Annotated in this window: 21 protein-coding genes; 14 read left to right on the forward strand and 7 right to left on the reverse strand. The window is 37.9% G+C overall.

Features of this window, described 5'->3' with window-relative positions:
• Positions 1–95 precede the first annotated feature (95 nt).
• On the reverse strand, positions 96–1,166 hold the full coding sequence (locus tag EL215_RS08800; protein WP_126471574.1) for a TIGR01620 family protein: 1,071 nt from the start codon (positions 1,164–1,166) through the stop codon (positions 96–98).
• 181 nt (positions 1,167–1,347) lie between these two features.
• Between EL215_RS08800 and EL215_RS08805 the strand changes: the two genes are divergently transcribed.
• Genes EL215_RS08805 through EL215_RS08815 form a run of 3 tightly spaced genes read left to right on the forward strand, consistent with a single transcriptional unit; the run spans position 1,348 to position 3,078 of the window.
• Entirely contained in the window at positions 1,348–2,454 is a 1,107-nt protein-coding gene (locus EL215_RS08805) for a transglutaminase-like domain-containing protein (RefSeq protein ID WP_053465624.1), read from the forward strand.
• Positions 2,429–2,791 carry a mercuric transporter MerT family protein gene (locus tag EL215_RS08810; protein ID WP_005628992.1) on the forward strand — a complete coding sequence of 121 codons (363 nt, stop codon included), beginning with the start codon at positions 2,429–2,431 and terminating at the stop codon, positions 2,789–2,791. The genes EL215_RS08805 and EL215_RS08810 overlap by 26 nt, the downstream gene beginning before the upstream one ends.
• A gap of 8 nt (positions 2,792–2,799) precedes the next feature.
• The gene (locus EL215_RS08815) at positions 2,800–3,078 is read left to right on the forward strand and encodes a heavy-metal-associated domain-containing protein (RefSeq protein ID WP_005651690.1); all 279 of its coding nucleotides are present in this window, start codon (positions 2,800–2,802) and stop codon (positions 3,076–3,078) included.
• A gap of 66 nt (positions 3,079–3,144) precedes the next feature.
• Here EL215_RS08815 and sodC read toward each other — a convergent pair whose 3' ends face one another.
• Both sodC and EL215_RS08825 read right to left on the reverse strand, forming a co-directional pair.
• Positions 3,145–3,705, reverse strand: coding sequence for a superoxide dismutase family protein (gene sodC, locus EL215_RS08820; protein WP_126472054.1), 561 nt, complete (start codon positions 3,703–3,705; stop codon positions 3,145–3,147).
• A 109-nt stretch (positions 3,706–3,814) separates the two neighbouring features.
• Positions 3,815–5,224 carry a YcjX family GTP-binding protein gene (locus tag EL215_RS08825; protein WP_049355534.1) on the reverse strand — a complete coding sequence of 470 codons (1,410 nt, stop codon included), beginning with the start codon at positions 5,222–5,224 and terminating at the stop codon, positions 3,815–3,817.
• A gap of 88 nt (positions 5,225–5,312) precedes the next feature.
• On the opposite strand from EL215_RS08825, the gene EL215_RS08830 reads away from it, so the two are divergent.
• The 6 genes from EL215_RS08830 to EL215_RS08855 all read left to right on the forward strand — a co-directional run bounded on the left by EL215_RS08830 (position 5,313) and on the right by EL215_RS08855 (position 11,746).
• Positions 5,313–7,013, forward strand: a complete 1,701-nt coding sequence (locus EL215_RS08830) for an ABC transporter substrate-binding protein (protein WP_126471576.1) — start codon at positions 5,313–5,315, stop codon at positions 7,011–7,013.
• Positions 7,013–7,978: an ABC transporter permease gene (locus EL215_RS08835; protein WP_126471578.1), complete on the forward strand. Its 966-nt coding sequence runs from the start codon at positions 7,013–7,015 to the stop codon at positions 7,976–7,978. The genes EL215_RS08830 and EL215_RS08835 overlap by 1 nt, the downstream gene beginning before the upstream one ends.
• Positions 7,968–8,855 (forward strand): ABC transporter permease subunit, encoded by an 888-nt coding sequence (locus EL215_RS08840; protein WP_126471580.1) that lies wholly within the window; start codon positions 7,968–7,970, stop codon positions 8,853–8,855. The genes EL215_RS08835 and EL215_RS08840 overlap by 11 nt, the downstream gene beginning before the upstream one ends.
• 3 nt (positions 8,856–8,858) lie before the next feature.
• Entirely contained in the window at positions 8,859–9,914 is a 1,056-nt protein-coding gene (locus EL215_RS08845; RefSeq protein WP_049355538.1) for a peptide ABC transporter ATP-binding protein, read from the forward strand.
• Positions 9,914–10,717: a peptide ABC transporter ATP-binding protein gene (locus EL215_RS08850; protein WP_126471582.1), complete on the forward strand. Its 804-nt coding sequence runs from the start codon at positions 9,914–9,916 to the stop codon at positions 10,715–10,717. The genes EL215_RS08845 and EL215_RS08850 overlap by 1 nt, the downstream gene beginning before the upstream one ends.
• A gap of 96 nt (positions 10,718–10,813) precedes the next feature.
• On the forward strand, positions 10,814–11,746 hold the full coding sequence (locus tag EL215_RS08855) for a bile acid:sodium symporter family protein (RefSeq protein ID WP_126471584.1): 933 nt from the start codon (positions 10,814–10,816) through the stop codon (positions 11,744–11,746).
• Between the two features lie 60 nt (positions 11,747–11,806).
• On the opposite strand, the gene sppA is transcribed toward EL215_RS08855, so the two are convergent.
• The gene (sppA, locus tag EL215_RS08860) at positions 11,807–13,669 is read right to left on the reverse strand and encodes a signal peptide peptidase SppA (protein ID WP_126471586.1); all 1,863 of its coding nucleotides are present in this window, start codon (positions 13,667–13,669) and stop codon (positions 11,807–11,809) included.
• A gap of 111 nt (positions 13,670–13,780) precedes the next feature.
• Between sppA and EL215_RS08865 the strand changes: the two genes are divergently transcribed.
• The gene (locus EL215_RS08865) at positions 13,781–14,335 is read left to right on the forward strand and encodes a nitroreductase family protein (RefSeq protein WP_049355542.1); all 555 of its coding nucleotides are present in this window, start codon (positions 13,781–13,783) and stop codon (positions 14,333–14,335) included.
• 40 nt (positions 14,336–14,375) lie between these two features.
• Here EL215_RS08865 and metX read toward each other — a convergent pair whose 3' ends face one another.
• The gene (gene metX, locus EL215_RS08870) at positions 14,376–15,461 is read right to left on the reverse strand and encodes a homoserine O-acetyltransferase MetX (protein WP_126471589.1); all 1,086 of its coding nucleotides are present in this window, start codon (positions 15,459–15,461) and stop codon (positions 14,376–14,378) included.
• A gap of 165 nt (positions 15,462–15,626) precedes the next feature.
• Between metX and EL215_RS08875 the strand changes: the two genes are divergently transcribed.
• From EL215_RS08875 to EL215_RS08890, 4 genes are all read left to right on the forward strand, one after another.
• Positions 15,627–16,325, forward strand: a complete 699-nt coding sequence (locus EL215_RS08875) for a SanA/YdcF family protein (RefSeq protein ID WP_049355544.1) — start codon at positions 15,627–15,629, stop codon at positions 16,323–16,325.
• Positions 16,326–16,493: 168 nt separating this feature from the next.
• Positions 16,494–17,846, forward strand: coding sequence for a lysine-sensitive aspartokinase 3 (lysC, locus tag EL215_RS08880; RefSeq protein ID WP_126471590.1), 1,353 nt, complete (start codon positions 16,494–16,496; stop codon positions 17,844–17,846).
• Positions 17,847–17,975: 129 nt separating this feature from the next.
• Positions 17,976–19,274: an adenylosuccinate synthase gene (gene purA, locus EL215_RS08885; protein ID WP_126471592.1), complete on the forward strand. Its 1,299-nt coding sequence runs from the start codon at positions 17,976–17,978 to the stop codon at positions 19,272–19,274.
• Positions 19,275–19,338: 64 nt separating this feature from the next.
• A complete protein-coding gene (locus EL215_RS08890) occupies positions 19,339–20,004 on the forward strand; it encodes a DUF484 family protein (protein WP_126471594.1) in 666 nt (221 codons plus the stop codon).
• A 186-nt stretch (positions 20,005–20,190) separates the two neighbouring features.
• Here the strand turns inward: EL215_RS08890 and ilvN are convergent, their stop codons facing one another.
• Together ilvN and EL215_RS08900 are read right to left on the reverse strand one after the other, a co-directional pair.
• Positions 20,191–20,682, reverse strand: a complete 492-nt coding sequence (gene ilvN, locus EL215_RS08895; protein ID WP_111315760.1) for an acetolactate synthase small subunit — start codon at positions 20,680–20,682, stop codon at positions 20,191–20,193.
• The gene (locus EL215_RS08900) at positions 20,682–22,406 is read right to left on the reverse strand and encodes an acetolactate synthase 3 large subunit (RefSeq protein WP_126471596.1); all 1,725 of its coding nucleotides are present in this window, start codon (positions 22,404–22,406) and stop codon (positions 20,682–20,684) included. Before EL215_RS08900 ends, ilvN begins: the two co-directional genes overlap by 1 nt.
• Positions 22,407–22,503: the final 97 nt, after the last annotated feature.

Below are 22,503 nucleotides of genomic sequence, written 5' to 3' on the forward strand. Positions count from 1 at the left end.
CCTACGTAACCCTCTTTCAGGGACATCATAAAATCAGCACCTAATTATTGATATTTATTCAAGATTAGGTGCGTATCAATTCTGAATTGAAGTTTTTAATATACATCCTCTTTTTCTCTTGCTTTATTTTTACCTAGCACAACATCTTTCATTACCGTCAGCAATTCTTTTTGAACATGAGAAAGCTTTGGCTTTTCTGCTTTATCAAATGCAAGAGGACGACAAAACTCCATCGCCTTAACGCCCAATCGAGCCGTCAATAATCCCACGCCAATCCCCTGCGCTGCTCGTGCAGAAAGTTTCGCGGTAATATTTTGCGAAAGCCAATCCATCCCTAAATCTTGCATAATCTCCGTTGCCCCTGCAAAAGCAAGATTCACTAACACCATTCTAAGTAAGCGAAGACGAGTAAAATACCCAAGCTCAATCCCATAAATCGCTGCAATTTTATTGATTAAACGAATATTGCGCCATGCAATAAAAAACATATCAATAATGGCCAAAGGACTGATTGCCACAATCACAGCGGATTCTGCTGCCATTTTAGTAATCAGTTTTTTCGCTTTTTTATCAAAAGACTGTAACACTGTTTGACTAAATAAATGGGTAACTTCGCGAGCAGAATAACTTTCATTAATCTGCTTTTCCCATTGGACAATTGCAGGATGTTGCGAATCCAATTTTAAGGTATCGGCAATCGATAAACACAAGGCTTTTCCTTTTTCACTATCCTGTTCAGAAAAAACGTGATGATTTTCGACCGCACTTTCACCAATTAATCGCTGACTTTGTTCTTGTAAATTCAAACGTTTTTTAAGTTTCACCAAACGTCGCCATTCTGCGATGATTTCAGATAAACCAAACAACACAACGATAAAACTCACCAAGGCAAAAGCAAGATAAATCCATTGTTGGTTTTGATAACTATCCCAAATCCATTGAACAGATTGTGCAACCGTCGCCCCTAAAAATAAAAGTGCGGTCAATTTCAAAGCCGTTTTCCAACCACTCGATTTAGGCTTCACAATTTGCTCAAATTGCTCATCCAACAACTCCCCTTCTAAAGGTTCGTTATCAATGGTGGTTTCAACATTATGAAATTCTTGCTTAGGCAGAATTTCTTCCTCTTCGGATTGGTGAGATTGTGTGAAAATTTGTTTTGTCATTATTCTTTCCAATAAAAATAGAAACGGTATTTTACTTCGAATTTCTTTAGCAAATCTTAAATGGCTAAAATAAAAAAGCAATATTGACTAGAAAATAAAATGAGCTACTATAGTCATCGTCCACAATTAGTTTATCTAATGTGTTAAGTTTTAACTGTTAACTAACTAGAAGGATCTTTTCATGAAGAAACTTATCGCCACTGCGGTGCTCTCCGCATGTTCCATGGCTTACGCCAATACCGACATTCCAAACTACAATACTGATTCTCATCTGTATGAATTCACGCAAACCTACGATTTAGTTGCGCCAAAAGGCTCGCAAGGACAAACCAATTTATGGGTTCCATTGCCATTTAATGGAGAATACCAACAAGTGAAATCGATTCACTTTGAAGGTAATTACATGAATGCCTATGTAACAGAAAACAATAAATACGGTGCGAAAACCTTATTTGCCACTTGGGATAAAGATGCACAAAAGCGTGATTTAAAAGTCACTATGGTCATTGAAACAAAAGACCGTGAACCGATGGTGAAAGGTGCTTTAGAAAATTATACTCCGCCAAAAGATATTCAGTATTCGGTAGATGTACAAGAATACTTAAAAGCTACTCCACATATTAAAACTGATGGCATTGTGAAAGAATTTGCTGACAAAATCGTAGGTAAAGAAACCAATCCATTGAAAAAAGCTGAGTTAATTCACCAATGGATCGTCAACAATATGGAACGTGATAATTCTGTATTAGGTTGTGGTGACGGCGATGTAGAAAAAATTCTTACCACTGGCGTATTAAAGGGTAAATGTACCGATATTAACTCTGTATTTGTGGCGCTTGCTCGTGCGGCAGGCATCCCAGCCCGTGAAATTTTTGGTATTCGCTTAGGTGCGGCAGAGAAAATGGGTAAATATTCCAAAGGTGCTTTCGGTAGTGCGAATGAACAAGGCATCGCAAACGTAAGTGGCGGTCAGCACTGCCGTGCTGAATTCTACCTTGCAGGGTTTGGATGGGTACCAGTTGATTCCGCAGACGTTGCCAAAATGCGTTTAGCAGAGAAAAAATCTGTTGAAGATAAAGATACACAAGCCGTAGCAAAATATTTGTTTGGTAACTGGGAAGCAAACTGGGTTGGCTTTAATCATGCTCGTGACTTCGATTTATATCCACAACCAGAACTGGCGCCAATCAATAACTTCGGCTATCCGTATGCAGAAGTAGGTGGCGATCCGTTAAATTCCTTTGATCCAAAAGAATTTAAATATGACTACGTCTCTAAAAAACTCTAATAAATCCTTTTGGGTTGCCATAGCCACCGCACTTAGCGCCGCGGTGGCATCAACCTTGTGCTGCATCGCACCATTAATCTATTTGGTGTTCGGCGTATCATCTACTTGGTTGATTGGCCTAGGCGAATATGATTATTTGCGTATTCCAATGCTTATCGTTTCATTATGCGCCTTCGCCTATGGATTTTGGCTGTTGATGTTTTCCAAAAAAATCATTTGTAGCAAATATATTTCCCGTAAAAAACTCATTGTTTTATATTGGATTGTATTTATCGTGATGATTTTTTTCTTAACCTATCCAACAATTTTGCCTTGGATTTTAGAATTAGCTAATTAGGAATAAAAATGAAGAAATTATGTACCGCACTTTTGCTTTCGCTGTTTGCCATTTCTTTCGCCCATGCGAATGAAACCAAACAAATTGTGCTAAAAGTAAAAGAAATGAATTGCCAGCTTTGCGCTTATTTAGTGAATAAAGAGCTACGTAATATTGATGGCGTTATATCAACAAAAGCATCTATTAAAGATGGGTTAGTGACGGTTGTGGAAGATCCAAAAGTCACAAACCAGCAATTATTCGATGCGATTCACAAGCTGAAATATACTGCTGAAGTCGTGAATTAAATGCTAAATATCTAGCAAAAAAAGTGCGGTGAAAATTCACCGCACTTTTCGTTTCGAACTATCGAATTATTTAATCACGCCACATGCCATACGTGGGCCGCCACCACCAAGTGGAGCTGGATGATCGGAGTGATTATCACCACCAGCGTGAATCATAATAGAGTGACCGCGAACATCATCTAAATGTTTAAGACGTGGCGCTAAAACAGGGTTAGTTGCAGTGCCATCATGTAATACAGTTAATGCTGGTAAATCACCTAAGTGTGCATCATCTTGCCATGGGTAACCATGTTGTTTTGCACCTTTAGGATCCCAGTGACCGCCAGCCGCTAAACCTGCTGTTAATTTACCGTCTTTTTCTTTTGGTTCACAGCTTGGATTTTCATGAATGTGGAAACCATGTAAACCTTCAGCTAAACCTTGTAGATTTGGTGTAAACACTAAACCATAATTTGATTCAGTAATCGTTACAGTCCCTACATCCTTGTTACCATTTGCAGGATCTAATTGTTGTACTTTTACTTCGATTGAAGGACCTGCTGGTTTTGCCATATGGTCATGTGCATTTGCCACGCCAGCAGCACAAATTCCGCTGATTGCTAATGCTAAGAGAGTTTTCATTTTCATCATAAGCTCCTTTACTTTAGAAAGACTCAAATTGATTCTACCTAAATACCAATAAAAAAATAGTGGTTTATATTAAGTATTTGACAATTAAATTGATTTAACTTTTCTATCAATCAAACCTATCCGCCAATAAAAACTGCAAGACGGCATCCATTCTTAAATGCGGGATGCTTTCACCTTGTTGTAAAACTTGAGGTTCAAAGGAATCAAAATCAAAAGATTGTTTTGACCAGAACTCTGCATTAGGTAGTTTACTTGGAACAGAACCCGGATAAAGGGTAATCAGTTGCTTATCTAAAGAACGCACACCTTGAATAGCTTTGATTTGTTTACCGTTTTGATTAACTAAAACTTGTTTGGTCGCTCGAATCGCAGCAATTGCGGTATATTCTGTATCAATCCCTTCAAATTCAACATGACGACCGCCCTCTTGCACCAATTGGCGCATCAGGCTGATTAAGTTTTGAATTTGATCTGTCGTGATATGATCGGCTTTTGTTGCCACAAACATGAGCTTATCAATATTCGGGGAAAACAAACGATTAAGTAAATTGCGTTTTCCATAATGGAAATTTTTAAAAAGCTGATTAAGCCCTGTTTGCATATCGATAAAGGCTTGTTGACTATGATTTAGTGGCGTTAAGCAATCCGCTAAAATTACTTGGCGATCAAAAGTCGAAAAATAATTTTCATAAAAGCCTTTCACCACCTTATTACGATAATAATCATATCGTTTATTCAACACCGCAAAATAGCTATTGGATTTCGCTTCTCTTTTCAGTTTTTGCCATTGTTCTTCCGACAAATGCAATAACGGAAAAAATTGCAATACAGGTGCACCTTCTAATTCTCCAGGCAAGACGAATCGGCCTGGTTGAATAAATTGCATTCCTTCTGCTTTGCAGGCAAGCAAATAATCGGTATAAGATTTTGCAATCTGTGCTAAAACATCTTCATTGACGACCGCACTTAGGTCGAGTTTTTTCAGTTTTTCCAACCACTCTTGCGCAAACTGTTGACGAACACCTGATGTAATTTTGGCTAGTTCAAGTGACCATTGTTGAAAGTCTAGATTTAGCAAAGGTAAATCCAATAGCCATTCACCAGGGTAATCAAAAATATCTAAATATAATGTGCCACGTTCTTTAAAATGGCGAAGTAAACCCGATTGACGTTCAAAACGAATAGCAAGACGTGTTTCACTCACGCCTCGAGTAGATTGGCACCATTGTGGTGGATTATTCATTAAATCATTGAGATTCGCTTCATAATCAAAACGTGGAATACTTAAATCCTGCTGAGGCACACGTTTTACCGCTAAAATAGATTGATTTCGGGCTGCCTCAAATAAAGGAAGATGAGCATTTTCCTCTTGATTAATATATAACAGTTGATTAATCAAACTCGTAATAAAAGCGGTTTTACCGCTTCGACTTAACCCCGTTACAGCTAAACGCAAAGTGCGGTCAAATCCGCGATTGATTATTTGATTAATTTCCCGATTAATTGATTTAAACATATCCTAAAAATCCAATAACTAGCCATTTTTGCCAAGATATTTTACAATTCACTCAATTTATCACAAAACGGTCTTTAATAATAAAGCTATGTTACGTCGAAATGTCACTTTTTGTTTTTTATTGTGTGGGTTGAGCCTAATTAATCTGGCACAAGCCGCCCCACGCATACCTAAAATGCTGACGGAAAATGGCTTAACATACTGCACAAATGCATCGGGTTTTTCCTTTAACCCGCAAACTGCCGATGCAGGTACCAGTATGAATGTGGTGACGGAGCAAATTTATAACAAATTGTTTGATATTAAAGACCACAGTGCCGCACTTATTCCTGTGTTAGCACAATCCTATTCAATTTCATCTGATGGCAAACAAATTCTCATTAATCTTCGTAAAGGAGTGAAATTCCATCGTACGCCTTGGTTTACTCCTACACGTGACTTTAATGCAGAAGATGTGGTCTTTTCAATTAATCGTGTTTTAGGGCATGATACTTATCTGCCGACACTTTCAAACGATGTAGTAACCTATAAAAATCCACAATATAGAATCTTCCACGAGCAGGCCAAGAAGGTTCACTTTCCCTATTTTGAAAGTATTAAGCTGAATCAAAAAATTAAAAGTATCACGGCAACGAATCCTTATCAGGTCAAAATTGAACTGTTTGAACCTGATGCCTCAATTCTGTCGCATCTTGCCAGTCAATACTCTATTATTTTCTCTCAAGAATATGCGTATCAATTAAGTGCTGATGATAACCTCTCCCAATTGGACACGCATCCTGTCGGCACAGGTCCGTATCAAGTAAAAGATTACGTTTATAATCAATATGTTCGCTTAATACGTAATGAGGAGTATTGGAAAAAAGAAGCTAAAATTGAAAATATTATTGTGGATCTTTCAGCTGAGCGCAGTGGTCGTTTAATAAAATTCTTTAATAATGAATGTCAGATTGCTTCTTCTCCAGAAGTTAGCCAACTTGGTTTGTTAAGTGAAAAAAATGCTCCTTATTATTTACAATCCACAGAAGGGATGAATTTAGCTTATTTAGCTTTCAATTTTCAAAAATCGTTAATGCAGGATAAAACAATTCGTCAAGCCATTTCACAAAGCTTAAACCGTTTTAGAATTGTACGAAACATTTATCATAACACGGCGACTGTAGCGAATAATATTATTCCTGATATTTCTTGGGCTTCAGCGATTAACACGCCTGATTTTGCATATGATTATCAGCCTTCAAAAGCGGAAAAAATCTTACGAGATAAGAAATTAGCATTAAAAATGTGGGTTATAAATGAAGAACAAGTATATAATCCTGCTCCCATTAAAATGGCTGAACTTATCAAATGGGATTTAGCAAAGGTTGGAGTGGATGTTAAAGTGCGGTCAGTAACACGTACATTTTTAACCGAACAATTACGTAATCACACTGAAGATTACGATTTAATTTTAACAGGGTGGCTTGCAGGAAACCTTGATCCTGATGGTTTTATGCGTCCGATTTTAAGTTGTGATACTCAAAATGAAATCACAAATTTATCCAATTGGTGTAACCCTGAATTTGATAAGATGATGGATCGTGCACTGTCGACTAATCATTTATATGAGCGTTCTAAAGCTTATAATAGCGCACAAGAACTTATTTTAGATGAATTACCTATTGTGCCAATTGCAAACGTTCAACGACTTTTAGTCGCAAGTGGCAACGTAAAAGGTATAGAAATGACACCATTTGGTAGCATCAATTTTTCTACTTTATATTTTATGAAAACTAAGGAGAAAAAATAATGCTCCTTTCAGCAATTAGACATATAGTTTGGATGATTATCTTATTATTGATTCTCTCTTTGCTAAGCTTTGTCATTTTAATGCGTGATCCGCTTAATGCTGATCTTATTACCAATAATATTTATAGTACTTACTATCACTATTTAACGTCATTATTACAAGGCGATTTGGGCATTACTTATAACGGAGGAAAATCCTTAAAAGATTTAATTTTCACCGTCTTACCACCAACATTAGAACTCTGCTTTACTGCGCTCTTATTAGCTTGTCTTTTAAGTATTCCTTTGGGTGTATTAAGTGCGGTCTATAATCAAGGTGCTTTTTCACGAACATTGCAAAGTATCTCGAATGTTGGTTTATCGATTCCTAGTTTCTGGTTAGCCCCTATTTTGCTTTATGTTGCAGCAATTCAAAATTGGGAAATTGCAGCAATTGGACAATATAATTTACTCTATGAAATCAAACCAATAACAGGTTTTCCTATCATTGATATGTGGTTTTTAGATGTTACTTACCGAACAAAAATAGTACAGAACGTTTTACAACATTTAGCCTTGCCCACATTGGTGCTTTGCATTCTACCGACAATGGAATTTATCCGTATTATTCAACAACGAGCAAATTATTTACTTCAGCAAGAATATGCTAAAGCGGCAGTAACACGTGGGTGGTCAAAATGGATGATCTTAAGACGTTATGTTTTTCGAAATACATTTCCATTATTAATTCCACAGTTTACTCGTGTATTTACCTTAGTGTTAACACAATGTATGCTAGTAGAGACTGTCTTAAGCTGGCCTGGTATTGGACTTTGGCTCATAAATGCTGTAACCCAACAAGATTACAATAGCATTTCTGCTGGTGTAGTGGTAATTGGTATTTGTATAATCATTATTGATACCTTAGCCAAATTACTCATGTTTATATTAGATCCATTTAATAAGAAGGGATGGTATGCAAGATAGAGAACCTGATGAGTTTCGTGAAAGTACCTCCTTTTTTCAGATTTGGTTGCTTTTTCGTCAAAATCGTGTAGCGTTATTTAGTTTCTATTTATTTGTTTTTCTTATTTTTATCGCACTTTTTCCCAAGCTAATCATGCCTTATAACGAAAGCATGGAATTTGTGGGAGAAGAACTTATGCCGCCATCTTGGGTCGAAAAAGGCCGTATTGCCTTTTTCTTTGGAACCGATGATCTCGGTCGTGATGTACTCAGTCGACTCATCATGGGGACGCATTATACCCTTGGTTCATCTCTTTTAGTCGTCATTGCTGTAGCGATTATTGGTGGTGCATTAGGTATTCTTGCGGGCATGTCAGAAGGAATTAAATCTCGTGTCTTAGGTCATATTTTTGATGCGTTTTTATCCATTCCTATTTTGTTGATTGCCATTATCATTTCAACATTAATGGAACCGAGCTTGATAAATGCCATATTTGCTACCCTATTAGCTATTTTGCCGTATTTTGTACATGCCATTTATCAATCCATTCAACAAGAACTGAAGAAAGACTATGTTCTCTTACTAAGATTAGATGGGGTTTCAAACTGGGAGCTATTAAAAAGCACCATTTTGCCGAATATTAGTGTTGCCTATACGCAAGAAATCGCCCGTGCATTTGTGGTTGCTATTTTAGATATTACAGCATTAAGCTTTATTTCGCTAGGTGCACAACGTCCAATGCCTGAATGGGGTGCAATGATTAAAGATTCATTAGAATTAATTTATCTTGCACCATGGACAGTTTTATTACCTGGTTTTGCTATTATTTTTACCATTTTATTGAGCATTATTTTTACTAACGGATTGTGTCAAGCAATCAACAAATATTACGAGTAACCGATGGCGCTGTTAGATATTCGCAATCTTAATATTGAAATTCAAACACCAAACGGCCGTATAAAAATTGTGGACGGCGTCAATCTTTCAGTCAATGAAGGGGAAATTCTAGGACTTGTTGGTGAATCGGGTTCCGGTAAAAGTTTAATCGCTAAAATAATCAGTAATTCCATTAAAGATAACTGGATTGTTACGGCTGACCGTTTTCGTTTTAATGATATTGAATTACTTAAACTAACACCGAATCAACGTCGAAAAATCGTTGGAAAAGAAATTTCAATGATTTTCCAAAATCCATTAAGCTGCCTAGATTCAAGTCGAAGAATCGGCAAACAGCTTATTCAGAGTATTCCGAACTGGACATTTAAAGGTCATTGGTGGCAATGGTTTGGCTGGAAAAAACGTCGAGCAATTGAATTACTACACCGTGTAGGTATTAAAGATCACCTGGACATTATGGCAAGTTATCCTGATGATCTCACAGAAGGTGAAGGTCAAAAAGTCATGATCGCAGTAGCGATTGCAAATCAACCTCGCTTATTAATTGCGGATGAACCCACCAATTCTTTGGAGTCAATTACAGCATTACAAATTTTCCGCTTACTTTCAAGCATGAATCAAAACCAAGGCACAACGATTTTATTAGCGAGTAATGATCTGAAAAGTATTAGTGAATGGTGTGATAGCATTTCTGTGCTTTATTGTGGTCAAAATACAGAATCTGGCCCAACCGAGCAATTATTAGAAATGCCTCATCATCCTTATACACAAGCATTACTCTACTCTGTTCCCGACTTTAGTCGCCCCTTAAGTTTTAAAAGCCGATTGGGAACATTGGAAGGCACCGTCCCCATTCTGGAACAAATGCCGATGGGGTGTCGATTAGGACCTCGCTGCCCTTTTGCACAACGTGAATGTATTCAGAAACCAGGCCGATATCGTATTAAACAGCACGAGTTTTCCTGCCATTATCCAATAAATCTCCGAGAAAGGCAGTTTAAAGATAAAATGACAACGTCACCACTTACGCTCAATACAGAATCAAAAGGAAGTGAATAATGCCTTTATTACAAGTGGAAAATCTTAGCAAAACCTTTGAAGGTCCGGCTAAATTTCTTGGCACAGAGCAGTTTTATGCAGTAAAAGAGATAAGCTTTTCACTTAATCGCAAAGAAACGCTTGCGATCATTGGTAAAAATGGTTCGGGTAAGTCAACCTTAGTGAAAATGATCGCAGGGATTACCCCACCAACTTCAGGAAAAATATTATTTAATGATTTACCGTTGAAATTTGAAGATTTTCATAATCGAGCGCAGCATATCCGAATGGTTTTCCAAGATGCGAATTCAGCATTTAACCCTCGCTTAAATATAGGACAAGCCTTAGACGCACCATTGAAATTAATTACCAATTGGGATGAAGAAACACGCAATCAAAAGATCTTTGAAACCCTTTCATTAGTGGGACTTTATCCCGATTATACTAATCTTAAAATTAAACATCTCTCAATGAGCCAAAAACAGCGGATTGCCTTAGCTCGCGCACTGATTCTTCAGCCTGAAATTATTATTATTGATGATGTTCTTAGCGCATTAGATGCTTCTGTACGTGTTCAATTACTTAACTTAATTTTAGATTTACAAGAACATTTGGGACTTTCCTATATTTATGTAGGGCAAAACTTAGGCATTATCAAACACATTGCTGATCAAGTCTTGGTGATGGATCAAGGTGAAATTATCGAATCAGGTACACCAAGAGAGATCTTCACCAATCCGCAAAACAATATTACCCGCCTTCTTGTGGAAAGTCATTTTGGTCAATTACTCGATGAAAATGCTTGGCAAACAACTATTTCCTAATCATCTGTAAATTCAAGTTAGGCATAGACATCTTAAAAAAACGTCTTTAAAATTGACCGCTCTTTTCATTCTTTTTAACAAAATAGGAAAGCAACTATGCAAGCATTATTAAAACTCACTAACTTTGTGAGCAAAACTTTTGCCCTATGGGCGATTGTTTTTGCTCTTCTCGCCTTTCTCTTCCCTGAGCAATTCAAAATTTTTGCCCCCTATATTCCTTACCTTTTAGGTTTGGTGATGTTTGGCATGGGGATCACCTTAACGTTTGCAGATTTCAGCGAAGTGGCTAAACATCCTAAATCTGTACTTATTGGTGTAGCGGGTCAATTTATTATCATGCCTATCATTGCATTTGGATTAGCAAAAGCCTTTGATTTACCTGCTGATTTAGCAGTTGGTGTGATTCTTGTGGGTTCTTGCCCAGGTGGTACGTCATCAAACGTAATGACTTATTTAGCGAAAGGTAACACCGCACTTTCTGTTGCTTGTACGACAATTTCAACCTTACTTTCACCAATATTAACCCCTGCTATTTTCTATGTATTAGCAAGTCAATGGTTAGATATTGATGCAGGCGCAATGTTTATGTCTGTATTAAAAATGGTATTGTTCCCCATTTTCTTAGGTTTAGTTATTCGTGCTCTCTTCAAGAAACAAATCGAGCAAGCAAGCCAAACGATGCCATTAGTCTCTGTTATTTCTATCGTCTTAATCTTGGCAGCGGTAGTAGCAGTAAGTAAAGATAAAATCGTAGAATCAGGCCTATTAATTTTCAGCGTAGTGGTTTTACATAACTGCTTAGGCTATTTAATTGGTTACTTTGCAGCGAAATTATTTAAACTTAATACTGCAGATAGCAAAGCGGTGGCAATTGAAGTAGGTATGCAAAACTCAGGTTTAGGCGCCGCACTGGCTGCCGCACATTTCAACCCAATTGCAGCGGTACCAAGTGCTTTATTTAGTTTCTGGCACAATGTATCGGGTCCAATTTTGGCAAATATTTTCTCCAATATCAAAAATGAAAAATAAGCTAATTGGATAAAAAATAAGGGCGAAAATTACATTCCGCCCTTTTTACATTTTACTATTTTACTTAACCGAACCACAATTTAAACAATATAGATACTGTCCTTTTGGATCATTAAATTTGGTTAACACATTCAGTTGTTTTTTCACTTGATACACTTCCTGTGGCAATCCCAACCAATTTGTCAGTAAAGCTTGACCTTTTTGTTTAAGCTTACGATCTAATTTAGCTAGGAAACTATTATCTTCATCAACCAACCATTGCACACTAAAATTATCCATGTATTTATCAGGATGTTGATTAACTAGTGCGACCACTTTATCAATGGCTACATCAATATCACCTAACTCGTCCACTAAACCGTTTTTCTGTGCATCTTGCCCTAACCATACCTGGCCCTGAGCAATTTTGTCCACTTTATCTTTTGATAATTGACGACCACGGCTTACTACCTCTAAGAAACGATCATAACCATTTTCAATACTAAGCTGGTAAATATCCTGAGTATGTTTACTCAATGGGCTTAAGGCTGAGGTTTCCGCGAGATCTGTTGTTGCCACGCCGTCAGTACTCATTCCCATTTTTTTGATTGTATTTTCAAAGGTTGGGAATAATGCAAAAATCCCGATTGAACCCGTAATCGTATTTTTATCCGCGACAATATAGTCTGCAGTTGAAGAAATCCAATAACCACCAGAGGCAGCCATCCCTCCCATTGATACCACAACAGGTTTGCCTACTTTTTGGAGATTTTCAGTTTCCTGGCGAATAATCTCAGAGGCAAATGCACTGCCGCCAGGTGAGTTAACACGGAGAACAACCGCCTTCACTTTCTCGTTATCGTAGGCCTGTCTTAATAACTTCGCAATGGTATCTCCACCTGCGGATTCTTCATCACTTTCACCATCAATAATCGTGCCTTCGACATTCACTACCGCAACGATATTTTTTTCATTAGGATCGACAGAGAAACGATCACCTAAATCAGATAAATAATATTCAAACTCTAATAATTTCGCTTTTCCTTCTTCATCTTGCCCAAAAAGTGCGGTCAATTTTTTATCTAAATCCAATCTTGTCGCAAATTGTGTCACTAAATGACGTTTTTTCACATAAGCCGTTTCATCACCTTTTAATACTTTTAAATCACTAATATATTTTTGTGCATTCGGTAATACATCATTAGCGGTAATATTACGATTAGCTATTAATGTTTGCATATAATTTTGCCACATACCTCCAAGCCATTTTTGCATATTCGCTTTTGCCTCTGGCGACATATCATCACGCAAGAAAGGTTCTACAGCAGACTTATAAGTCCCAACACGGAAAATATGCGGCGTAATTTCAAGTTTTTCGAGCATGGATTTAAAGTAAAGATTTTCCTGACGTAAACCTTGAATGCCGACTTGCCCAATCGGATTGAGATAAATTTCATTCGCAAAACTCGCAAGAAAATATTGTACCTGTGTGTAATTGTCTGCATAAGCAATGACAGGCTTTTCGGATTCTTTGAAGCTTTGAATCGCTTTTCCTACATACTCTAACGATGGAAGATCGCCCCCTTCAAAGTCATTTAAATTCAGTACTAAGCCACGAATTCGTTCATCATCTTTCGCAGATAAAATACTTTGCACCACATCAAAAGTAGAATATTTATACAAGACCTTTTCATTATTTAAACGTTGAAATTCCGCTTGCCAACTCAGCATATTCTCTGTGTTATCCGCAAGATAGCCTGTTAAATTTAAATATAATGCGCCTTGATCGCCCGATAAAACTTGGCTTTTCTTGCCATCACTAAAAAGGCTGACAAGCACAATCAACGCTAAAACAAATAATAAGAACACAAAATTCATCACAAGATTTCGGATAAAATTGAGCGCTTTACAACAAAATTTCAATACGCTTAATATGACATTCATGTGAAATTAAACCTTTTAAAACAGAAATAAAAATTGTGCGTAGCCTATCATAAAGTCCTATGAAAAACTATGTTATAATCAACTGCACTTAACTGGAAGAAGGAAAATACTATGGATGCATTAACTCTTTTAACACAACGCAAATCCAATAAAAAATTAACGGCACCCGCCCCTAACCAAGTGCAATTAGAACAAATGTTTCAAGCGGCTTTACGTGCCCCCGATCATGGTAAACTCGAACCTTATCATTTTGTCGTGATGCAAGGCACTGGTTTAAGTAAATTAGAAGGCTTGCTCAAAGCATCTGTGGCTGAATTTGATTTAGGTGAAGAGAGACTAAAAAAAGCAGAGAATTTTGCACGCCGCGCACCAATGGTTATTGCCGTCATTGCTAAAATTAATCATGAAGTCGCCAAAGTTCCTGGTTGGGAACAAATGCTTACTGCAGGTGCAGCAACTTATGCCCTTCAACTTGCAGGTAATTCGCTTGGCTTTGAGAGCTTTTGGGCAACGGGTCCACTTATTGAAGGTCGTGAATTACGTGAAGCATTTGGCTGTGGTAAAAATGATAAAATTGTTGCCTTATTACAAATTGGTACAGCAGCTGAAAAATTAGAAAAAGACTGTAAACCAAAAGATTTATCACGTTTCGTGAGCCATTTATAAAAATCAAAAAAGGCGGAAATTTCCGCCTTTTCTGTTTATTTTATTCTAACTCGCCTTCTATTCCGCTTCGAATTTTGTGCTCAAACGCCGTATAATCCACTAAAAAGGCATCATGACCATAATCTGATGGAAATTCATAAAATCTTAAATCCACGCCTGCTTGCTCTAAAAGCTGTTTACTTTTATGTAAATCAACAGATTTAAATAGTTGATCGGTCGTTACTGAAACTAATGTATAGCATGCCTTAATTCGAGATAAGGCTTCTTTTACATCAATATATCCCATACTTGGATCATATAGATCGAGTGCTCGCAATAAATGTAAATAAGAATTAGCATCAAAACGATCTAAGAATTTTTGACCTTGATAACTTAGATAGGATTCCACTTGAAAGTGATCCCCCCAGAATTGCCCGTCAGATTTAGTTGCTCGACCAAATGCCTTCGCCAATTGCAAATCAGTGCGATAGGTTAGCATACCCAGCATTCGAGCTATCGAAAGGCCTTGGTGAGGTGGAGTCCCCTCATAATAATCACCATGATTAAAATTTGGATCATTGATTATTGCTTGACGCATAACATGATTAAACCCAATGGCTTCCGCACTAAAAAAAAGAGAAGAGCATAGATTTACAATATTATCCATAAAATCGGGATAATCAATTGCCCACTGTGTGGCTTGCATTCCACCAAAAGAACCACCTACGATTGCTTTTAAATGCGCGATGCCGAGATAATCAAGTAAGGCTTTTTGCACTTTGATAATATCTTGAACAATGATATTCGGGAACTGGCTACCATAAGGTTTTCCAGTAGTTGGATTAATCGAACTCGGACCTGTTGTACCTTTACAACCACCTAATACATTTGAGCAAATAAAAAAATATTTAGATGTATCAAAAGCTAGACCTTCGCCCATAAAGTTTTGCCACCAACCGTCTTTATTCGGTTCATCAAAATAAGGTTCTGCGTCTCCTGTTAAGGCATGGCAAACCAGAACAACATTGCTTTTATCTGCATTTAAAGTGCCATAAGTTTTATATGCCACATTAATAGGCGAAAGCTGTCCGCCCAATGCTAATTGAAGTGGATAGTCTTCAAAAAGCGCAACATTTTGCACAGCCATAAAAATGATAACCCATAACCCTTTCCGTTGATAGTTTACCAATTATCAACAGCTTATTTTTTTTGTCAAGAAATTTTAGACGTTTAGACGTCCAAATACTCTTATCATCTATTCAATAAACAAGTTAGACTTGAATTTACTTCCTTTTTTCAGTATGTTAGCTATATGCAACTATCCAAAATGCCATCAAAAATGACCGCTCTTTCATGGTTTTTACGCCTTTCACTAAAAAAACTCCTCGGTTATATCTTGGGGCTCTTTTTATTTGTCTTGATTGGTTGTTTCACGATTGATCGCACCGTGAGCTTTTATGTACAAGATCGCGTGTATGAAGATGTCGAAACGCTCCCGCATCGTCATTATGCATTGGTACTTGGTACATCCAAATATGTCGCTAAAGGAAAAACCAATAAATATTATGATTACCGCTTAGACGCATCAAAATTCTTGATCGAGCACGATAAAGTCGATTATTTACTGCTAAGTGGTGATAACCGCACGCTTCAATATAACGAGCCACGCACCATGTTTTTGGACCTACGTAAAATGGGCATATCTGAAAGTGTGATGTTTAAAGATTTTGCGGGATTCCGCACCTTAGACTCCGTTGTACGCGCAAGCAAAGTTTTCCAAGTGCCCTCTTTTACTATTATCAGCCAAAAATTCCACTGTGAACGTGCACTACTGATTGCTAAGTACTACGATATTGATGCGATTTGTTTTACTGCAAAACAACCCGAAATGTATTTTGGGATACGTATTCGCGAAATATTTGCTCGCGTGAAAGCCGTGTTAGACTTAATTATTGGCGTAAAACCTTATTTCCTTGGTGCACCAGAGCCTCTGCCAATACCTATCGAATAGTTAATGATTCTTTAATTTTTACCCTATTAAATCAAAAAATATCTAAATAATTGGTTTTTTACTCTATTTTTTTGGAGTATTTATTTGACAATTTTTGATGAAATCGCTATTTCTAATACCTAATCATAAAACACAACATCTTACTTTTCATTTTTAGAGGATTATCTTATGTCTCATTTATCGGTAGCAAAATTTGGTGGTACATCTGTTGCAAACTACTCAGCTATGCAGGCCTGTGCGAAAATCATCATTGCAGATCCTAATACTCGCGTTGTGGTGCTTTCAGCATCAGCTGGTGTGACAAATTTATTAGTCGCCTTAGCAAATGGCGTGAAAGCTGAAGAACGTGCAAAATTAATCGGTGAAGTCCGTCAAATTCAAGAAAATATTTTAAATGAATTACAAGACGATAGCCATGTACGTCCTATCATCGAAAAATATTTAGAAAACATTACCGCACTTTCTGAAGCAGCAAGCCTTGCGACATCAAAAGCTTTAACTGATGAAATCATCAGTCAAGGTGAAATGATGTCGACACAAATTTTCATTGAAGTATTAAGAGAATTACAAACATCAGCCACTTGGATCGATGTACGGACTTTAGTGGCAACTAATGATAACTTTGGTAAAGCCACACCTAATGATGCTCAAACTCAAGCAAATTGCGATAATTTATTAAAACCATTAATTGACCGAGGTGAATTAGTCATCACCCAAGGTTTTATCGGCCGTGAACCAGGTGGTAAAACGACTACTTTAGGTCGTGGTGGTAGTGACTACTCTGCGGCACTTTTAGCGGAAGTATTAGACGCAAAAGATGTATTAATTTGGACGGATGTAGCGGGAATTTATACCACAGACCCGCGTGTCGTCCCTGAAGCAAAACGTATTGATACAATGAGTTTTGCTGAAGCTGCAGAAATGGCAACTTTCGGTGCTAAAGTATTGCACCCTGCAACATTACTTCCAGCTGTGCGCAGTAATATTCCCGTTTATGTCGGTTCTAGTAAAGCGCCTGATGCAGGCGGTACTTGGGTAACACGCGATCCACAACCACGTCCTACATTTCGTGCAATTGCATTACGGCGTGATCAAACTTTATTAACGCTTTCAAGCTTAAGTATGCTACATGCTCAAGGTTTCCTTGCAAATGTATTCAATATCTTGTCCAAATATAAAATTTCCGTCGATACAATCACCACATCTGAAGTGAGCATCGCATTAACCTTAGATAAAACAGGATCTGTTTCATCCGGTATCGAATTACTTTCTCCAGAATTGCTAAATGAATTAAACCAATATTGTACCGTAAGAGTGGATACGGGAGTCTCACTTGTGGCCTTAATAGGCAATGATCTACACCTTGCCTCAGGTGTAGCTAAACGCATATTTAATACCTTAGAAAATTATAATATTCGTATGATTAGCTATGGTGCAAGTACGAATAATATTTGTATGTTAGTACAGAGTGACAAAGCGGATGATGTAGTTTGTTCATTACATAAATCGTTGTTTGAATAATAAATTTATAGAAAGTGTGGTTAAAAACAACCGCACTTTTTTACGTTTAGAATTTGAGATTACGATAAAAAAAGAGTAAAGTATTAACTTATTTGATTTATGGACTGACGCAAACTTAAGGCGGAAATTATGGGAAAAAGTGTTGTTATTCTTGGCGCTCAGTGGGGCGATGAAGGAAAAGGTAAGATCGTTGATTTATTAACAGATCGAGTTAAATATGTGGTGCGTTACCAAGGTGGTCACAACGCAGGTCACACGTTAATTATTAATGGTGAAAAAACCGTATTACGCTTAATTCCATCAGGTATTTTACGTGATAATGTGACCTGTTTAATTGGTAATGGCGTAGTGCTTTCTCCTGCCGCATTAATGCAAGAAATGGGCGAGTTAGAAAACCGAGGGGTAAAAGTACGTAAACGTTTGTTAATTTCTGAAGCTTGTCCATTAATTCTCCCTTATCATGTTGCGATGGATCATGCTCGTGAAGCCGCATTAGGTAAAAAAGCCATTGGTACAACCGGTCGTGGTATCGGTCCTGCTTATGAAGATAAAGTGGCACGTCGTGGTTTACGCGTGGGTGATTTATTCAATCGCGAAGCCTTTGCTGAAAAATTAAAAAATATCCTTGAATACTATAATTTCCAATTGGTGAACTACTACAAAGTAGAACCTGTTGATTATCAAAAAACATTAGACGATGTGTTTGCGGTAGCTGATATCATCACGGGCATGGTAGCAGATGTGACAACCATCTTAGATACGGCTCGCAAAAATGGCGACAACATTTTATTCGAAGGTGCACAAGGTACCATGCTTGATATCGACCACGGCACCTATCCGTATGTAACCAGTTCCAACACTACCGCAGGTGGCGTAGCGACTGGTTCAGGTTTCGGTCCTCGTAACCTTGATTATGTATTAGGTATCATCAAAGCATACTGTACACGTGTTGGTGGCGGTCCATTCACCACAGAATTATTCGATGAAACGGGTGCTGAAATTGCACGTAAAGGTAATGAATTTGGTGCAGTAACTGGTCGTCCTCGTCGTTGTGGCTGGTTTGATGCAGTAGCCATTCGTCGTGCAATTCAACTAAACTCAATTTCTGGCTTCTGTATGACCAAATTAGATGTATTAGATGGCTTTGATGAAGTGAAAATCTGTACAGCTTACAAAATGCCAAATGGCGAAATCGTTGAATATGCACCATTAGCAGCGAAAGATTGGGAAGGCGTAGAACCAATTTACGAAACTTTACCAGGTTGGAAAGAAAACACCTTCGGTGTCACTGATGTAAATAAATTACCGCAAACTTGCCGTGATTACATCAAACGTATCGAAGAAGTAACTGGTGTACCGGTAGATATCCTTTCAACGGGTCCAGATCGTGTACAAACTATGATTTTACGCGATCCATTTGCGGCCTAAAACGGCATAAAAATAAACCGCACTTTGGCACAACCAAGTGCGGTTATTTTTTAAGGAGTTTTTAATGACTGAACAAGATATTGCTGACTACCTAAAAAATCACCCTGATTTTTTTACCCATCATCCTGAACTACTTCAACTGCTTAGTATTCCGCATAGCCATGAAGAAGGGACGATTTCCTTAGTCGAAGCACAGCTTGCTCAGCAACGAGAACAAATCAAAACGCTTACTCAACTCCTCGAAAAATTTCATCTGCTTGCCCATCAAGAAGCGGATATCTTCTTTGCTCTGTTACCTTTGCAGAAAAAACTATTTCAAACAGAAGGCTTTATTGCCATCAATGAAAAGATTGATGACTGGGCAAAAGGCTATGAGTTAGAAGGTGGTAAAATTTTACTTTTCACAGATAGTTGGCAAAAAAATAGCACTATTCCTGAACAACATTGGTTAGACCGAAAAGCCTTTGAACTCATTCGTCTAGAGCGCATGGGGTTACGCCAATTCTATTTAGGCGATCTCTCCAATAAAGAAAAAGCCCTTATGTTCCTTTCTGAAGAACTCCCTATCGGTTCTGTGGCGATTTGCCGTTTAGGTGGAACACCGCAAAAACCAACCGCACTTTTAGTCTTCAAATCTCGAGACACTGACCGTTTCCACAACGACCAAGACACCACATTTCTTCGACATTTAGTCGATATTGTAGAATTGCATTTAGGAAGATGGCTTTAAATATTGAAAATCAACTTGTGATATACAATCATCATTATGAGTAACGGGTATGCTACATAGCATTAACACCATTTTGTCATTTCCTTTATTAACTATTAGCATTCAGTCAAAACACCTAAAAAAGAAAGTCCAATTATTCAGCCATCCAAAAATGCGAAGCCTTCTTAACCTGACTTTCTTTGATAATTAAAGTATATTCTTCTCTCCACGAGAAAGACTGATTAACCCTGAACGAACAATTTCAAGTAATGTGCTTTCTTCTTTCAGTGCCTCAACAAAAGCATCTAATTTATCTTTTGTACCCGTTAACTGAATGGTATAAGATTTTGTTGTCACATCCACAATCTGACCACGGAAGATGTCGGCTAAACGTTTTAATTCATCACGCGATGAACCCGTTGCTCGCACTTTCACTAATAACACTTCACGCTCTACGTGATCATGTTCACTCAAATTGATGACTTTAAACACGTCCACTAATTTGTGAAGTTGCTTTTCAATTTGCTCAAGTACTTGCTCATCCCCCACCGCTTCAATCGTCATACGAGAAAGCGTTGGATCGTCCGTAGGTGCTACGGTTAAGCTTTCAATGTTAAATGCACGTTGGGAAAATAAGCCGACCACTCGAGATAATGCACCGGATTCATTTTCTAATAAAACAGATAAAATTCTACGCATTATTCGTTCTCCTCTTGTGGTTTGCTTAAAATCATCTCATTCATCGCCCCGCCGCGAACTTGCATCGGGTAAACGTGTTCGGTTTCATCAACATTAATATCAACAAAAACCAATTTATTTTTAATGCTGAAGGCTTCTTGTAATTTGCTGTCTAATTCATCAGGTGTCGAAATTTGAATCCCCACATGACCATAAGACTCGGCTAACTTCACGAAATCCGGTAAAGAATTCATATAAGTTTGGGAATGGCGGCCTGAGTAAATCAAATCTTGCCATTGTTTTACCATGCCTAAGAAGTGGTTGTTCAAACAAATCACCACAACTGGAATGCGATATTGTGTTGCCGTTGAAAGCTCTTGAATATTCATTTGAATACTGCCATCACCCGTTACACAAACTACCGTTGCGTCAGGATGTGCAAGTTTCACCCCTAATGCAGCAGGTAAACCAAAGCCCATCGTACCCGCACCACCTGAATTGATCCAACGACGCGGTAAATCAAACGGATAATGCAATGCAGCAAACATTTGGTGTTGCCCTACATCCGATGCCACATAAGCTTGGCCTTTTGTTATGCGATATACCGCTTCCATCACTTGCTGTGGTTTGATGACGCCTGAAGTGCGGTCGAAATCTAAGCATTTTTTTGCTTTCCATTCATCGATTTGTTTCCACCAATCTTCTAAGTGATTTTGCGGACGCGAACCGATTTCTTCACCTAATAAACTTAAGAATTCATCCAATACATTTTTCGCATTACCTACAATTGGAATCGCAGCAGGTACATTTTTGGAAATAGAGGTTGGGTCAATATCAATCTGAATCACTTTTGCATTCGGACAATATTTATCTAAGTTGTTAGTGGTTCGGTCATCAAAACGTACCCCAACACCAAGGATTAAATCACTTTCATGCATCGCTGTGTTAGCTTCATAAGTTCCGTGCATCCCAAGCATGCCTAAGAATTGTTTATCGGTACTAGGATACACACCTAAACCCATTAATGATGACGTGACCGGTAAATTTAAACGTTGCGCAAATTGCATTAATTCTTCATGACAACCTGCCGCAATTGCACCACCCCCGACGAATAAAACGGGTTTTTTAGCCACTAATAATGCTTTTAATGCTTTCTTAATTTGACCTTTATGACCATTTACCGTTGGATTATAAGAACGAAGCTCAACAGATTTTGGATATTCGTAAGGATATTTTAAAGTTGGATTTACCGTATCTTTTGGAATATCGACAACAACGGGACCTGGACGGCCTGTTGATGCGATATAAAAGGCTTTTTTCAAGATCCCTGGAATATCTTCTGCTTTTTTAACGATAAAGCTGTGTTTAACCACTGGGCGAGAAATCCCCACCATATCACATTCTTGGAACGCATCACGACCAATTAAGCTACTCATTACCTGACCTGAAATGATCACCATTGGTACCGAATCAGTATAAGCCGTTAAAATCCCTGTAATCGCATTGGTCGCACCTGGTCCTGATGTGACTAACACACAACCCACTTTACCTGTCGAACGTGCATAACCATCTGCCATATGTACCGCAGCTTGCTCATGACGAACTAAAATATGCTCAATCCCACCAAGAGTATGGATTGCATCATAAATATCCAATACGGCACCGCCCGGATAACCAAATAAATACTCAACGCCTTCGTCACGCAAAGACTGAACCACCATTTCCGCACCGGATAATTTCTTCATATTTTACTCCTAAAACTGACCGCATTTTTATTTGTTACGATTCGTATCAAAACAATGGAAACATCATACCGAAAGAAAACGGCTTGTCCAGCATGAG

The sequence above is a fragment of the Haemophilus parainfluenzae genome, assembly GCF_900638025.1.
Lineage (GTDB): Bacteria > Pseudomonadota > Gammaproteobacteria > Enterobacterales > Pasteurellaceae > Haemophilus_D > Haemophilus_D parainfluenzae_J.